Source organism: Bradyrhizobium sp. 613_E4_N2_2 (assembly GCF_052075995.1).
In the GTDB taxonomy this organism is placed as follows: Bacteria; Pseudomonadota; Alphaproteobacteria; order Rhizobiales; family Xanthobacteraceae; genus Bradyrhizobium; species Bradyrhizobium barranii.
In genome coordinates, this window is record NZ_CP197234.1 from 8,115,887 (window position 1) to 8,130,840 (window position 14,954).

General features: G+C 57.9%; 13 protein-coding genes. All 13 read right to left on the bottom strand.

The window, feature by feature from the left end:
- Nucleotides 1-15: 15 nt before the first annotated feature.
- The 13 genes from AB7290_RS38465 to AB7290_RS38525 all read right to left on the bottom strand — a co-directional run bounded on the left by AB7290_RS38465 (nucleotide 16) and on the right by AB7290_RS38525 (nucleotide 14,874).
- Nucleotides 16-1,440 (bottom strand): DUF1214 domain-containing protein, encoded by a 1,425-nt coding sequence (locus tag AB7290_RS38465; protein WP_441254299.1) that lies wholly within the window; start codon nucleotides 1,438-1,440, stop codon nucleotides 16-18.
- Between the two features lie 1,204 nt (nucleotides 1,441-2,644).
- On the bottom strand, nucleotides 2,645-3,250 hold the full coding sequence (locus AB7290_RS38470; RefSeq protein WP_441254300.1) for a hypothetical protein: 606 nt from the start codon (nucleotides 3,248-3,250) through the stop codon (nucleotides 2,645-2,647).
- A 464-nt stretch (nucleotides 3,251-3,714) separates the two neighbouring features.
- Nucleotides 3,715-4,314, bottom strand: a complete 600-nt coding sequence (locus AB7290_RS38475; RefSeq protein WP_441254301.1) for a DUF4760 domain-containing protein — start codon at nucleotides 4,312-4,314, stop codon at nucleotides 3,715-3,717.
- Nucleotides 4,315-4,546: 232 nt separating this feature from the next.
- Nucleotides 4,547-4,726 carry a hypothetical protein gene (locus tag AB7290_RS38480; protein ID WP_441254303.1) on the bottom strand — a complete coding sequence of 60 codons (180 nt, stop codon included), beginning with the start codon at nucleotides 4,724-4,726 and terminating at the stop codon, nucleotides 4,547-4,549.
- A gap of 107 nt (nucleotides 4,727-4,833) precedes the next feature.
- Entirely contained in the window at nucleotides 4,834-5,781 is a 948-nt protein-coding gene (locus AB7290_RS38485) for a hypothetical protein (RefSeq protein WP_441254305.1), read from the bottom strand.
- Nucleotides 5,782-6,008: 227 nt separating this feature from the next.
- Entirely contained in the window at nucleotides 6,009-6,482 is a 474-nt protein-coding gene (locus tag AB7290_RS38490; RefSeq protein WP_441254306.1) for a hypothetical protein, read from the bottom strand.
- A 14-nt stretch (nucleotides 6,483-6,496) separates the two neighbouring features.
- Nucleotides 6,497-9,670, bottom strand: coding sequence for a type I restriction endonuclease subunit R (locus AB7290_RS38495; protein WP_441254307.1), 3,174 nt, complete (start codon nucleotides 9,668-9,670; stop codon nucleotides 6,497-6,499).
- Nucleotides 9,670-10,524, bottom strand: coding sequence for a restriction endonuclease subunit S (locus AB7290_RS38500; RefSeq protein WP_441254309.1), 855 nt, complete (start codon nucleotides 10,522-10,524; stop codon nucleotides 9,670-9,672). The genes AB7290_RS38495 and AB7290_RS38500 overlap by 1 nt, the downstream gene beginning before the upstream one ends.
- Nucleotides 10,433-10,855, bottom strand: a complete 423-nt coding sequence (locus AB7290_RS38505; protein ID WP_441254311.1) for a restriction endonuclease subunit S — start codon at nucleotides 10,853-10,855, stop codon at nucleotides 10,433-10,435. Before AB7290_RS38505 ends, AB7290_RS38500 begins: the two co-directional genes overlap by 92 nt.
- The gene (locus AB7290_RS38510) at nucleotides 10,852-11,952 is read right to left on the bottom strand and encodes an HsdM family class I SAM-dependent methyltransferase (RefSeq protein ID WP_441254313.1); all 1,101 of its coding nucleotides are present in this window, start codon (nucleotides 11,950-11,952) and stop codon (nucleotides 10,852-10,854) included. Before AB7290_RS38510 ends, AB7290_RS38505 begins: the two co-directional genes overlap by 4 nt.
- Nucleotides 11,953-11,966: 14 nt before the next feature.
- A complete protein-coding gene (locus AB7290_RS38515; protein ID WP_441254315.1) occupies nucleotides 11,967-12,410 on the bottom strand; it encodes a type I restriction-modification system subunit M N-terminal domain-containing protein in 444 nt (147 codons plus the stop codon).
- Nucleotides 12,411-12,785: 375 nt separating this feature from the next.
- Nucleotides 12,786-14,057 carry a tyrosine-type recombinase/integrase gene (locus AB7290_RS38520; RefSeq protein WP_441254317.1) on the bottom strand — a complete coding sequence of 424 codons (1,272 nt, stop codon included), beginning with the start codon at nucleotides 14,055-14,057 and terminating at the stop codon, nucleotides 12,786-12,788.
- A gap of 202 nt (nucleotides 14,058-14,259) precedes the next feature.
- Nucleotides 14,260-14,874, bottom strand: coding sequence for a nuclear transport factor 2 family protein (locus AB7290_RS38525; protein ID WP_085398973.1), 615 nt, complete (start codon nucleotides 14,872-14,874; stop codon nucleotides 14,260-14,262).
- Between the last annotated feature and the right edge of the window lie 80 nt (nucleotides 14,875-14,954).

Below are 14,954 nucleotides of genomic sequence, written 5' to 3' on the forward strand. Positions count from 1 at the left end.
TCAACTCCGCACCTCTCAACTCACGAGCTGCGCTTTCGGAGGCTTCCAAGTCGTCGCCTTCGCAAGATCGGGTTGATATAGCCGCAGCATGGGACTGATCCCTTGGTCCTCGCGGTTGATCGGCAGCCAATTTTCCGGCGGCACACCATCGGGCTTATTGGCAGCAATGTGGATTTCGATTCCCCCGTCGGCGTTCAGTTTGTATCCCGCATTTTGGCCGACCGAATACTTGTTCTCCTTGTTTGGGATGAACCAGCCGTTTTTTGTGTCGTAAAGAGTGACTGACCAGAAGGCCAAGGCAGGCGGCAGTTCGTCCTTTGTCATCTTTATGACGTAGTCATGCAACGCATTCATGGGCTTGTTATCTGCGGGGTTGACTGGAAGATACAGAGCTTCGTCTGCTGGCTGACCGATAGGCCCGATCACGTTCTGGAACACCAGAGTCGCAAGGTCCATGTGGCCCTTCGGCTTAAACGCGCGAAAGAGAAATTCCTCAGCCTTGCGCTGATCGCCCAAGATTGCGATGTTTGCCTGCTTCACTTCCTCTGAGACTTGGCGGAACGTCGCGCCATCAATCGGCGTCACCTTCGCTGCGTCATAGGTCTTGCCTGGTTCGACACCGAGAGGTCTGTAGGCGTCGAGCAAAGCCTGATCGAGTTCGTTACGTGAATCGAAGGTAGTGTGGTTAAAGACGAACTGCATCACTTCCAGCAGGTTGGTGCCATAGGTGTCTTGGTCGGTCGCGCCGTAAGCGGGAAATTGGACCTTGCTTGACGCTGTGGCCGACTTGCCTTGGTATTCGGACAGGGTTTGGACTTTCAAATCCTTGATCTGCTCAAGGATGCGGGCGTGCTTTGCGGGGTTGCTGGATTCCGGCATGACGCGGATGAAAGCGATAACGAAATCGCCCGTCATCGCTAGCGACTTACCTACCCCGGCGACCTTGGTGTCCGGCGTATACCCTTGAGTGCGAGCCGAATAGAACAGGAGCTTTGTAGGTTCCTTATAGTCGCCCGATCTGGTCGATAACGGTATGTCGATATAGCCATCGTAAGCGGAGGTTTCCATCGAAGCATATCGTGTGTCGAATGCAGGAACGTCGAGTATCACCGGCTCATTTCGCAGATCAAGCATAGCGATTTGATAAAGGGTGTCATTGTTCGGCCGAGCAATGGCGTGCATGTTGGCGTTGGCGAGTTCGGTAGACTTGTGAAACTTATTCCAGCCATCGGTACTCAAGGGGTTGCGTGCGTCCATAGCTGCCTTGTTATTCACATTGTACATGGCGACGTATTGGTACGACCGCCGTACAATGTTTTCGACCTGCGCATGGTCGAGCTTTACTTGTGCGTTCTGCGCATGCGCACATTTTGGCATCGTCACTACGGTGGTGATTGCAGCAAGTGAGACGGAGCGAAGGAAGTCGCGTTTGGTCAACATTTTCGGCACTCCTTCCAGTTTATAGCGAGCGTGCGCTGCTCCCATATCGATCTGGCTTTGAGAGATTAAGCGCCACCGCGACCGCTGACTATGCCAAATCGGCTTAATCCGACGCCCGCCGATGTCGCTTATTGGCCCTTTTGAGACCTGCCGACCGCCTCTGAGAATGTCTGCTATCAGGGGGATGAGCGGAAGAATTATGCTGATATATCCGACCGAACACCGGGCGCAGCTTGCTCTGGACAAATCACAGGTATTCGCGAACTGATCGAACTCCGTTGCCGTACGACACCGGGCAGCCCCAAACGGGGAGGGAAAAACTCCCCGAAAGCATGCTTATTTTCGGCACCCCCCTGACGAAGTCACCCGACGCCCGTCATTGCCGAATGAACACCGTGGCAAGCGATGGTCGCGGAGCGACGTAGAAGCGCGCTCGCTGACTCGCCCTGTGCCGAGGCCTAGGCTCCGCGCCAGACGCGCAATACGCCTTCGCGAAAGCCGCCGACGAATTGATCAGATACTTCCGGTGGCAGAATTTGGCTGAGATCATTGAACGAGCCGCTTACCATGGTGACCAGCTCATGTGCCGATGCATGCTCGGCCCACCGGCGACCCAACTCCAAACCGCGTTGCCGATCTGCCTCTGCGTCCATCGCCTTGGGCTATCCGAGTTAACTGGTCCCGGCGAAGTTGATGGCCGCGCCGGGGCCTTACACGTCCCCGCCAATCTTGGAAGCTTGGGGGCTGAGAAAGATCGGTGAGGCGCGCTCCAAACAAGCAGAACCTCAGTGTTTGGCTAGTGCACTTTGTGCCAATGCGTAACGCCGCGCTCGGAAGTCGCTGACGGTATGACGCAGGCTGGCCAAGACCCGGTATCGGAAACTGCCAAAGTGATGCCAAGGGCGCCTAAGCGAGTGCCGCCGAGGTCGCACGCCGCGAGCGCCGGCTTGAAGGAATAATGCAAAGGCGCGCGGCGCTATAAGGGGCGCAAGGCGACAATCGACCCGGAGAAATTCGGAAGATAAAGGCCTAAGGCATGGGCCCGTAGGCCATCGCCAAGGCGCTGAATATTGGCCGTGCATCGGTCTATCGCGCACTCGAAAGCTAAAGCCAGCCCCCAGTGTTCTTGGCCGCTCCATTGGGGGGAGGAAAAATCTCCTTGGAAAGAATGCTTTCTGCGCCCGGTGGTCAGGTCATCGATAGCCTATCCCGCCCCGGCTGAAATGACCTCCGCACCGGGCGGATCAGACAAATGATCACGATTAAAGGCGAAGTTCGAAATGGTATGCCCCTCTTCGGGCAGTTCTATAATGAGGTCGGCGCGCTCGTGCGGCTTTGCCTTTTTATGATAAAGGACGATACCACGGTGAGGTTCATCCTTTGGCGGCTCATCCTCTATTGCAAACCCGTTGTGCCACAGTGGATGATACTGGTTGTTGAAGGACAGCCGCCTAACATAGGTGACTAGCCCACGCCCCCAAGTGGTCATCGGAGCAACGTCATCAAGGCATACTGCGTCCAATGCGACCGGCTTTCCCGAAGCAAGGGCCGTGTTGATCGCAGCGTCGAGTTCTGCTCGTCGTAGGCAGCCGGGATATGGCGTCGGCGTCTCTGGCCTGAAGGCAAAATTGTCAAAATCGACATGTTCCGCGCCGATGCGCGACGCAACCAGTCTCGCGAGACCTGACTTTCCCACTCCGTCGAAGCCCTCGAAGCGCAGAAGTTTTGGATTGTTAGACGCGAGGAAAACGCGGATCACGGCGTCTGCAGCTTCCTCGAAAGTCCGCACCGTTGCGATCTTCACTGTCATGATGGGGACAAATCCTATGTCAGGTGGGCTCAGGGGCCGCGATTAAAATCTTTCTGCCGCAAGCCGGGCAGAAGCCAGGCTGCATTGTTTGATCGCAGCAACACGATGCGTGAGGCCGCCAACTGAGCCGGCCCGTTACTTCGCGATCCGAAGGCGCGGACTGCCGCTATGAGCAAAGCCGCGGCAACGGCGAGGCCGACAGCGGCGGCCAAGGGCGGAAGCAGTCCCTTGCGGCTGATCATCAAGGGGCTGGCGATGATTGCTAAGCCAGCGACCATTGCAGCAGCGCATGTGAGCGTCGGGGCCATTACCGCAGGTGATACTTCGACTTAGGCCAATCGTGAAATTACTGCCGCCCCACCGGGGGAGGAAAAATCTCTCCAAACACGTAGCTTAGGGCGTCTATCGAGGCCTCCAGATCGTCGCGCGCGTACCGCAATATTGCCTCCGAGCATTGGCTATTGTCAGCCTTTCCACTTTGCGTAGAGAGCCATCATCTTGTCGAAATGGTCTATGTCACGGGTTGCGACTGTGGCAACGGTCCATTTCGCAATTCCGTCCATCATGTCGATATGGCCAGTCATGATGGTCTCAAACTGGTCGCGAACGATGTCAGCATCGTAGTGACCTCGATGCACACCAATCGCCAGCGACTCAAAGTAGTTGAATATACTATTGAGATCGACCGCGTACTTGACCGGCTCCTTCTGCAACGATCCTTCGTTGTAGGCGACAGAAATACGGCGAGTGATTTGGTCGAGCACCGGATCAATGTCGTACCGCTCACATGCTGCAAGCGTGCGGGTTATCTTAGCGTCTCGCTTAATGGTCACAACTTGATAGATCGCAAACACCAAGAGGCCCAAAGTAAGGAAGGCCAAAGCACTATTCGCTAAGGCGCTAATGCCCGTCCACGCTGTATTATCCAAACCTGCGAACTTGCTGCCTGATGCATCCGCGACGAGGTTGTGCCAAGGGAAATAGAGCAAGGGCAGAACCACTAGTAGCCATATCGCGAGCAGCCCAAGAAACATAACCGCGATCTTGCCTTCGATCTCACGCATTCTTCTCTCGTTCTGAAGTTGTAGCCGTCGATTGGCGCATCCAACAGCATCCCCGTACTACGATCAAGGGCTGGTCCAAATGACGAAGGCCGCTTGACCGGATTATCCTCAACGTCTCCATTCGCGTTTTTCCGCGCTGCCTAACTTGGCAAAGGTGGCAGGATGGATCTCCGCAGTATCGCGGCCCGCGCCACCATCATGATCCCGCCGCGCTCGGGCACACTGCGGTTTGCTAGCGCTCCCGCCGCGACTCCTTCTCAAGCAAGGCGGCGTCGTACTCGCGCAGCAGATCGATGATGTGCTGCTCTTCCGGCTCGATCACCTCAGGCTCTTCGCCCCACCAATTGATCTGGATGAAGGTCTCCGCGAGCCTACCGATACGTTGATCCAAGTGCCGGAGCACGAGCGCCAACGCTGCTTCGTGCCCACTCAGGCGCACCAATTCCGCCAGCAAGATTGAAGAGCGAGGCTTGCTCGATTGAGACTATGCCATGCTGCTCGACCCCACAACCGAAGGGCTCACTCAAAGATCTTTTCATAAAAATACGTCTCCAACTTCTCCTGATCCGACATCGCCCCTAAAAAGTCGGTGTCTCTCAGAGCATTTCCAATTGCTTTTCTCGATACACCATCAAGCTTTTGAGACATTGCTGATAATGTCGGAACGTCCCCTTTGACGGTGTCTCCATGAATGAACTTCGACCTGAACGAGTAACATCGTTTCACAAACCGAAACGACTCGAACCGCTCCGCTTTGTCGTCGGATGAAATAAGAGCAACGCGCTCAGCGATCTGATGGGTCAGTTCGGTATGTGAGGTAGAAAACATGGCCTCTAGACCTGAGCAATAGAAGGCGATCTTCTCAGCAAAATTCATCGATGCTCTAGCTCTATCGATCAGCGACAAGGTTCGGGAAACGCGATTGGAGTTGTCCTTTGTGGCGAAATGTGCCGGCGGGTTGTTATTTGGTTTGTGTAAGGTACGATACGTTCTTATGATTTCGCGAAATTGATCAGCCGTTATGGCGAGTTCTTGGGATGAACCGTCTGCGAGGGATCGCAGTCCTCGATAGATGTTGCTGCTGATTTGAGTGCGCCCCACCATGCGATGGAATAGAAAAGCGATCTCGTGACCAAAGCAGCAATCATAGAACAACCAGAAGAAATTTTCGAAAGAGTCGAGCCGTAGCAGGTGAGTTAAAATTTCTTTCTGATGATCTTCTGGGCTCAGGTTCTGAACCGGACTGTACGCAATTAGAGCACTCTCTCTGAGAGACTTGTATTCAAGAGTACCTAAAGCATCCTTGTAGTCATGAGGTGTAAGGCTCTCGATGACGGTTCTGTCGTTCGTAATATAGAAGGTATCGTCTATTCGCTCGCCGCGTCCCAGGCCGCCGGCAATGTTCAAAAAGTTTAGGCGGCAAACGAAACTTGCGCTTTCCCGCTTAGTGTGAATTGAGAGCGACATTATTAGTTCTCTTGCTTATGAATTTCGATTGTCGTTGTGCAACTCGCGCGCGACTCAAGATGTGAACTACATCAATCGTAGTCGCAGCGTTCCGCGAGCGGCAGTACGTCGAGGAATTTCGCCGGCGGCATCGAGCGTGCAGACGTGACACCCGTCGGAGGCGTGGGTAAGGTCCACTGCTCCGCAACGCAAGACGTAGCTGGCGAAGGCCGGCGGATTTCACCGCCCTACCCATGCACAGCGCCGCTCGCGCGCAGCTCAGCCTCGGCTTCGTCCATAGTATCAAACACGCCGTGCAGCATGGGAGGGTCCTCGGGAGCGGCCTGCACACTAAATATCCATAGCGCGGCTGCTTCAACCTCTCCCGACTCCGTTCTCATCGGCGTGATCCACGCAATCGAAGCTTCGCCGCCCGTCGCAGCCCTACGGCACTTAGCTACTCGCCATTGGCGCAGCTCCAGTTCGTCGGGATCGGCCGCGCCGCCCTCGATCTCCTCCAGCCGCTCGTTAGACCAGGGCAAATCCAGCCCATAGACACCGCCATCGAAATCTTCTTCTTCGTACTTCGACCAGGAGCAGAACGAAAAGTCCCTCGCGCCCTCGACGGCCCACGCGTAGGACCATTTTTCACTGTCGTTGGAAGAGGCCTCAAGGCGTTCGAGCGCCATCTTTTCTAGTCTCTCTCGGCGCACGTGGTCCATGCTGGTCGCTCCCGCTATATGCGGCTCTCTCTCCCGCTTGCCTGCCGTCGCGAAAAAATGAACGACCAGACCGCGTCCACCTTCTCATTCCAGACAGGCTCTGGATAGGGATCCTCCGGCAATTCATTGAGCGTGAACCGGATCGTGCTCTGGACGGCGGCTCGGGTCTGCTGCTTCTTCTGCCATTCGGCAATCGAAAGTTGCTCCTGCAATTTATCCAGCAACTCGCGCGCGACTTTCTTGACTGCCGTCTCTTGCACCTTAGTGAGTTTTGGCTTCGGCTTTGTGAGTAGATCAAAGATCGCTAGTTCATCCTCGCTAAGGTTCTCGCGGGCGGCGCGACGTTCCTCCTCCTCCAACTGGGCAATAAGCGCCTTGAGCGCCTCAAAGAACGCCTCGACGTCCACTGTGCCGAGATTGTATTCCTCGACCAGCTTCTCAAATTTTTCCACGAGATGAACACGTGTCGGGTTGCGGGTGGCCATCTCATGGGCCTTGGCGTCCACATCGGACCGCAACTTGTCCGCAGCGGTCCTCGGCCGAACCGCAAACAGTTTCGCTAGTTTCTCAAAATCGATGGAAGAAAGATCGACACGCCCCCCTGCGTCATCCCCCTCCACGATTGGAGCTGTAATGGCCACACCTTCAATCTTGTCGTCGAGCAGGGCCTCGATCTTTGCCGACACGGCGGAAATATCTACAGGCCCGAGTTTCCCGCGAACCGCATCAGCTACCACGTGAACGGTTGCCGCAGGCTTGAGAAAAGGTGCGGCTCGTTCATCCGGCAATAGCGCCTTGTACGCCCGCACGGTCGCACTGGCGAGCCGAAAGAAGTTGCGTCGCCGGTCGTCGGGAGCCACAAGCGCCTCGACGGCATCGCTAATTAGAGCGAGTCTCGCGAACTTCTCCGACTTGTGGATCGCGTCAATGTCCACCCCTGTATCTGCACAGAAGGCTCGCGCTTCGGCCAGCGCTTTCTCCAGTAACGCAACCAGCTCGTCCTTGTCCTTAATAGGTCGGTCGCTGCTGCCTTTTGCGGCATATACCGCGAGCGCCCTTTGAAGGTTCTTGAAGACGCCGACATAGTCAACAATAACGCCGGCGCTCTTGCCCGGCGCCCGGCGATTGGCCCTCGCAATGGTTTGCATCAACGTGTGGTTCTTCATCGGCTTGTCGAGGTATACCGTGCTACAGGTCGGGACATCGAAGCCGGTGATCCACATCGCGCAGACGAACACGAGCCGGAGCGGGTCGGCAGAGTCCTTGAACTTTGTTTCAAGATCTTCCTTCTGCATGCGCTCGCGATGGCGGAGAATATCGAGACCCTTGTGCTTCAGGTCGTCGATTTCGTTCTGCGACTGACTAACGACGACGGCCATGTCCACGGTGCGCATCCATTCGAGCCGCTCGGCAAGGCCGGCCCGCGCTTCGTCCGATGCGGCCGAAAACTGCCGCTCCCGCGATGCCAACTCATCTGACCACGCCGTTTTCACCTTGTCGTACATCCGGACAGCCGTTGCCTTGTCGATAGCGACGAACATGCCCTTGCCGAGATAGCCGCGTGCGGAGAAATGGCGCACGAGATCGGTCGCGACCTCGTCGAGGCGGTCGTTCCGCGTGATCAGGTGATACTGCTTGCCAAATGTCTGTTGAAGCTTCTTCTCCTGCTCCTCGTCCAACGCGGCCTCATCTAGGAGCGCGTCCAGTTCGTCCTTCAACTCATCGGCCGCGAGTTGCAATTCTGGCTTTCGCGCCTCGTAGTACAGCGGCACGGTCGCGCCGTCGGCAATCGACTGAGCGAAATTGTAGATCGAGACATAGTCGCCGAAGACCTCGCGCGTCCGCTCCTCTTGTCCGGCGATCAGCGGCGTCCCGGTGAATCCGATGAAAGCGGCGTTCGGGAGCGCGCGGCGCATGTTGGCAGCGAGCTGGTCATACTGGCTGCGATGCGCCTCGTCCGTGATGACAATGATGTCGTCCCGGTCGGACAACATCGGCATCGCCTCGCCGCGTTCGGTGGAGAACTTGTGGATCAGCGTGAAGATGTAACGCTCCTGACCCGACAGAAGCTGGCGCAGATGGACGCGGCTCTGTGCCTGACAATCCTTGACGAGCTTCGTGAGCGCCCCGGTGGAGGCAAAAGTCGTGGCAATCTGGTCGTCCAGCTCCTGCCGGTCTGTGATGATCACGAAGGTCCAGTTGCCGCCCAGGCGCCTCAGCACCTTCTCTGCAAACATCACCATCGACAGGCTCTTGCCGCTGCCCTGCGTGTGCCAGAAGACGCCGAGCCGGCCTCGATTTTGACCGATTTCCTTGACGGCCTCGATGGCGCGATTGACACCCAGAACCTGGTGATACTTGCCGACAACCTTGCGCAACCCGCCGCGCGTGTCCTCATATAGCAGGAAGCTCTCCACCAGATCGAGGAAGCGTGACGGCTCGCAGGTGGCCCGCAACATCGTCTCCAGCGCCACGCTCTCGGGGCCTTCTTCCTCAAGGCGCTTCCACGGCGCGAATGCCTCAAACGGCGCGTGACTTGCCCCCATAAGCGCTTCCAGCCCGTTCGACAGGATGGTAAAGCCGTTAAAGTCGAACAGTCTCGGAATGGTGTCGCGATAGTCTCGGAGATTGGCGTCGTAGGCTTCCTGAACGGGCTTGGTAATGTCCTTCCACTCAATCAGAAGCAGGGGAATGCCATTGACGTAACCGATGCCGTCCGGACGGCGCGAGTAGAGATTGCTTTCGATCCAGACCTGTGCGGCAAAGAAAAAATCATTGGCAACAGGATTGGTCCAATCGATGATAGCGACCCGCTCGTCCTTAAGCAGCCCGTCGGGTCGGCGCACCTGCACCGCGATGCCATCGCGCAGCAACCCGTAAACCTCGCGGTTCGCCGGCACGGGCAGCATGGCGGAGCGGTCGGCCGAGACAACGAGCTCAGCCTGCAACAGCGCCTCATCGGACAACTCCGGGTTCAGCTTGCGTAGGGCGGCCCGCAGACGTGCCGGCAGCAGTAACTCACGGAAAGATTGCCTTCCCGTTGAGCTATTGGGTCCGGGCATCTCCTCCATCAGATTGACACAGGCCCAGCCCATCTCCGCCAGCAAATCGACGCCCGGCGTCTCAACCAGTCCGTACTCGCTGGTGATAGCGCCCGTGAGCGACTGATGGGGAGCTATTGGTGGCACTATGCGACGACCTCCAGTTCGCGCTCGGCAGTTGTGACCGACAACTCGCCGGACATGAGGCGCGGCAGCAGCAGATCGCGGGAGGCCATCAAACAGCGTTGTGTGCGCTCCAATGTATGGATCATCTTGGCGCTCGGATTTGTCAGGCTCTCAAATCGTCCGACGAGTTCCTTTGGCGGAAGCGTAATTGGAAGTCGGCGGAAGGTCCCCTTTGTAATTTCCTTGAAAGTCGCGCCGCCCGCGTGGGCAATAAACAAGGGAACGTTTGCGCGAACCCAATGAAGTAAAAAGCAGAGCGGGACGCGTTCATTCGGAATGCACGTGATGAAGCCTTGGTTGGTTGATGCCTCGGTAGCGTTAACGGAAACAACACCTATAGTAGCCCGACTGGTCATCATCACAGAGAACGCGGGAAACAATTGCGCAGAACTGCGCCGGAGGCCTTCCTCGGTGATCCTTAGCGACGAGGCGTCCATAAAAGTGGTATCAGAACCTGTAAGGTCGCTCGGTGTGTACCAATTGATTGTCCCGCCATCCCAATATCGCGGTTCAGCCTTGCTGGGAGTGCCACCACCAATGATCTCGAAAACATCTTCGATCATTTGAGTTGTCCACCCTTTTGGTTGCCGGCCATTCGCTTCCTTGACCATTGCGCATCCTTCGTGACCCGGAAAGCGAAAGCGAACAAACCACTCCTCGAACAGCCGCCGTACCATCTCCTTCAGTAGCGCTATCCGCCGCCGGTTGACCTCTATCAGGTCGTCATAGGCTCCGAGGATGGAGGCGATGCGAGTCTGCATCGGAAGTGGCGGAAGCCGCACCGGAAGTGTGTAGGCGTAATTCCTGTTCAACATCGGTTGCGCCGCTCCCGAGTAAGGTCGCGGAATGGCATCGTCTGCAAAAAAAGTAAAGAAACTTGGGATCGTTTCCTCTAAAATTCTTAACGAAGAGCGTAGTGTTGTGAGGCCAGAAGGGTTCGCGCACGTAGGTCACTTCGCCAGCGGAAGCGCCAGCTCGGCCGATTACAATTCCAGGGCCTTCGACGACCGCAGTGTCGTGCCAGCCCGTTGGGCCCGCCGAGCCAATCACCGGTACTTTTCCTGGTCGTCGCTTGTACTCAGGGAGGTCAAAGCCTCGCTGCAACTCCACGACATGTCCGAGAGTAGTAGACTTCCAAATGGTCATGACTGCAGTAGCTCTGCTATATTTTCTGCGATTCGGTCTTGTAGCTGCGCCGCTTCGATGCTCAGGCCCTCCAGTTCTTCCTGCAACGCCCCCATCTTCGTCTTGAACTCTTCATCGTCGTGCGCCTGTCCCGGCGCGACCCCGACATACCGGCCGGGGTTGAGGCTCCAGTCCTGCGCCTTGATTTCGTCGCGCGACGCGATCTTGCAGAGACCCGGAACATCTCGGTAGCGGTTCTTTGGAAACGCCTCTTTCATGCGCTCCTTGCTCCCGGCCTCTGTTTCGATCTCTTCGCCGCGCCACATCCGCACGATGTTGCCCAGAAACTCGATGTGTTCGGGATCAAATGTGCGGTGCGCTCGTGTCACCTGCCGAAACAAATGCCGAGCATCGATGAAAAGCACCTTGTCGTCGCGCGCACTTTTAGACTTGCCCTTGTCAAGGAACCACAAGGTGACCGGCAGGGTGACGGTGATAAACATGTTGGGGCCGACCGAAACGATGCAGTCCACCGCGCCAGTCTCGATCAGCTTCCCGCGCAACTCGCGCTCAGTGCCGCCCGCATCCGATGCGCTGTTCGCCATAACGAAGCCGGCGCGCCCGGTCGGGTTCAGCGCCGAGTAGAAAAGGTTGATCCAGAGATAGTTGGCATTGTTAGCGGTCGGGAGGCCGAGCGGATAGCGCGCATCGATCTTGCCGCTTTCCGAAACGAGTTTGGTCCGGTCCACTTCCGACTGGTTGAATGGCGGATTGGCCATCACGAAATCGAACCGGCCGAGCAGCTTGTGCGGGTCGTCGTAGTAACTGTTCGCCTCGCGAATGTCGCCTGAGAGCCCATGCACTGCGAGGTTCATGCGGCAGAGCTTCAGCGTGTCAGACATCTTCTCGATGCCGTAGATGCTGATCTCCTTTGACGGCGACTTGTGGTGACGGCGAACGAACTCGGCGGAGTGAACGAACATGCCGCCTGAGCCGCACGCCGGATCAAGGATCTTGCCGTAGTAGGGCTCGATGACCTCGACAATGAGCTTGACGATTGAGGACGGCGTGAAGAACTCGCCCCCCTTAGTCATGTAGTTCGCGGCGAACTGCCCCATGAAATATTCAAAGATCAACCCGTAGGCGTCGCCTCGATCTTCAGTGGCGCGAGCAGCCGCAGCAGCTCCTGCAGGACATCATTCGGCAACCCCGCGTAACCCTGTGGCAGAACGCCAGCGAGGTCGGGGTTCGCGTCAGCGATCCCCTTCATGGCACCGTTTAGCTCGGCGCCAAGGTTGGCGGTGCCCGGCAGCGCCAGCAGTCGAGAGAACCGCGCGGTCTCCGGCAAAAAGATCGCGCCTTTGGCCTGGTAGTCCGCCGGGGCTGGCTTCAGGCGCCCCTTGTAGTTCGGCGCCAACTCGGCGTGGACCCCCTCGAACTTGGCCTCCATCTGCCGCAGTGCGATCAGCGCCAAGACTGGCTGGGCGTACTGGTCGGGCCTCAGGCTGGTGTTTGTCCAGAGCTGGTTTGCGGCCGCGAACAGGGTCCGCGTAAATTCTCTCAAATCGGTTGGCATAGTTCCCCCTCTGTCGCGTTGTAACGGAGGACGAACACACCTCGCAATGCGCAATTGTGCGGTACACTTGCATCCCCCTCGATCCACCTCCGGCGGTCGCAGTTAGATCGGTTAGATAGCAAAATCAGATGGTTGTCGAACTTGCCGAGAAACGATGATCTCCTTGACTCCCAGCCGGCCGCCAGCCAAATGTCGCTCGATGGCAGCACGTTCTGCGGCGCGCGAGGAACCGGACATTGCCAGCTCTCGGTCGCGCTGCCCCGCGAAGCTGTCACCGCTCGCGCTCGACACGGGAGCAATCCCGCTGGCGCGCAGTGTCATCCAACCGGGCAGACCGATCACACCGCCTAGTCTTCCAGCCACCGCAAGCTGATCTCAACGCCTCGATGCGCTGCTAGGAAGCGCGATAACGTTGGAGGCATTTGCTACGTACCTTCCCCAAGCTTCCATCAACTGCGTGCGCTTTTTCAACGCATTCCCGCGCCGGTAGGCCAACTCCGTGTCATCGCCCACTTTGTGCGCTAGAGCCATTTCGGCGATATCGCGCGCGAACCGCGTCTCATCACCCGCCCAATCGCGAAAGCTCGACCGGCATCCGTGGGTCGTGATCGCCGGGTAGACCGCCTTGAGGGCGTGGAGCACGGCGTTGTGCCCGAGGGGCTTCATGTGATCTTTCGACCACTGCCCGGCAAACACGTAGGCGTCGGGCGAAGCATCGTCGGGGATCACCGTCCTGAGGATTGCAACCGCGCGGTCGCAAAGCGGCACCTCGAAATCCGTGCCCTCAGGATCATCTTCCGTCTTCATGCGCTCCGCCGGGATCGTCCACAACTTCTCGATAAGATCGATCTCGCGAACTCGCATGAACCTGGCCTCGCCGGTCCGAACTGCTGTCAGAATAATGAACTCGGCGGCGTAGTTCACCGGAGTGTTGGCGGACTGATGCCTCTCCTGCAAGGCCCGCACGATCCCCGGCATGCTCTTGTACGGCGCAGCGGCATGGTGCCGCTTGGTCTTCTTTGCCTTCGGCAGGAGTTCTTTCAGGTTGCCGCGCCACATTGCGGGATTTTCGCCGGAGCGAAGGCCCTTCGCTTTCGCCGCCGACAACACGCGCTCGATCCGGCTCCTTGTCTCTCGGGCTGTCCGATTTTTCGTCAGCCACATCGGCGAGATGATCGCCAGCACGTCGGGGGTCGCAATCTCGGAAATCCGCTTGCCGCGAATGGGCTTGCAGCGCACTTCAAGGTCGCGCTTCCAGTCCGCGTGAGTGTTCTTGCCCTTGAAGCCGGACTTGATCGAATGAAGCAGCGCGTCGGCGAACTCCCCGAACGTCGTGTCATCCGCTGTCTTAGCCCGGCGTTCGACAATCGGGTCCTTACCCTCGGCCAATGCCTTGCGCGCTTCAGCGGCCTTGAGGCGGGCCTGGGCGAGCGACAATCCATCCCTGCTCGGCCCCTTGGCTGCACCCAGCCCGATCTCTCTGCGCTTGCCGGTGCCCGGCGCACGATACAGAAAAACCCACTGCCTCCGGCCGTGGGTTCCAGTTTCAATCGCAAGGTAGAGCCCGCCACCATCACTATGACGCCCTGGCGTAGTGATGGTCTCCGCCGCACGCGAGGAGAGTTTGTGCAATTGCCTCTTGGCCATTTCCGCCCCACCATCCGCCCCACCTTTGAGCGCGGTTCGCCGTGAAATGAGGCGAACACTGGCGGGGCTCAGCGAACATTCGACGGGCGAATTATAGCTGAGAAGACAAGCAGTTAGAAACGTTCCGCGGACGATTGCGAACAACGGCGGACATTCATTGCGACTGTGGTGATGCCAGTCGCGCCTTACTTTTGTCTGCGGTTCACTTCGACTTCCCCGCCAGCCAATTCCGCCCCTCGCCATAGAGCTTCTCGACTTCAGTGCCGATCAGGCCCGGCATGTCGCGCTTGACCTTGTAGCCGATCAGCTCCTGCATGTAGGCGAGGTGGCGGTAGCCTTCGGGCAGTGCGGCGAGCGCTTTTTGGTCGAGTTGAAGCGTTGCGGCGGGATCGACCGGATCGATCCGGTCCTTCTCGTAGATCGGCTGGCGGCGGACGATGCCCCATTTGCCAATACCGGATTGGTCATGCCGCTTCTCCAGGAAATCGTAGAAGCGCCCGGTGCAGACGACGTCGCAGAGCACGTCATGCACCGGGGCACGCTGCGAGATCGTCATCTTGGTCTGCGCGATGGCGCGCTCGCCTGCGAGATCGATGCTGGTGCCGCCGAGGAAATGCAGGATGCGCACGCCCTTGGCAAACCCCTCCTGACTGACCCGCATGAAATCCCGCGCCGGTCCCTGAAACCAGGTGGCGGACATCCAGCCCTCGTCATGCCAGACCGTAGCAAAACGCTCCCAGTCACCGGCGTCGCGCCACACCGCCCAGTTCTCGACGAGGTCGCGGATGGCGAGGCGGTCGAGGAGTTGCTGGTCCATGATGAAAAATCCCCTGGCGGCTCGAGGTCGCGACTGATGTCATCGACCCGACGTATGAACGAGGCAATTTGGCCGCCGTC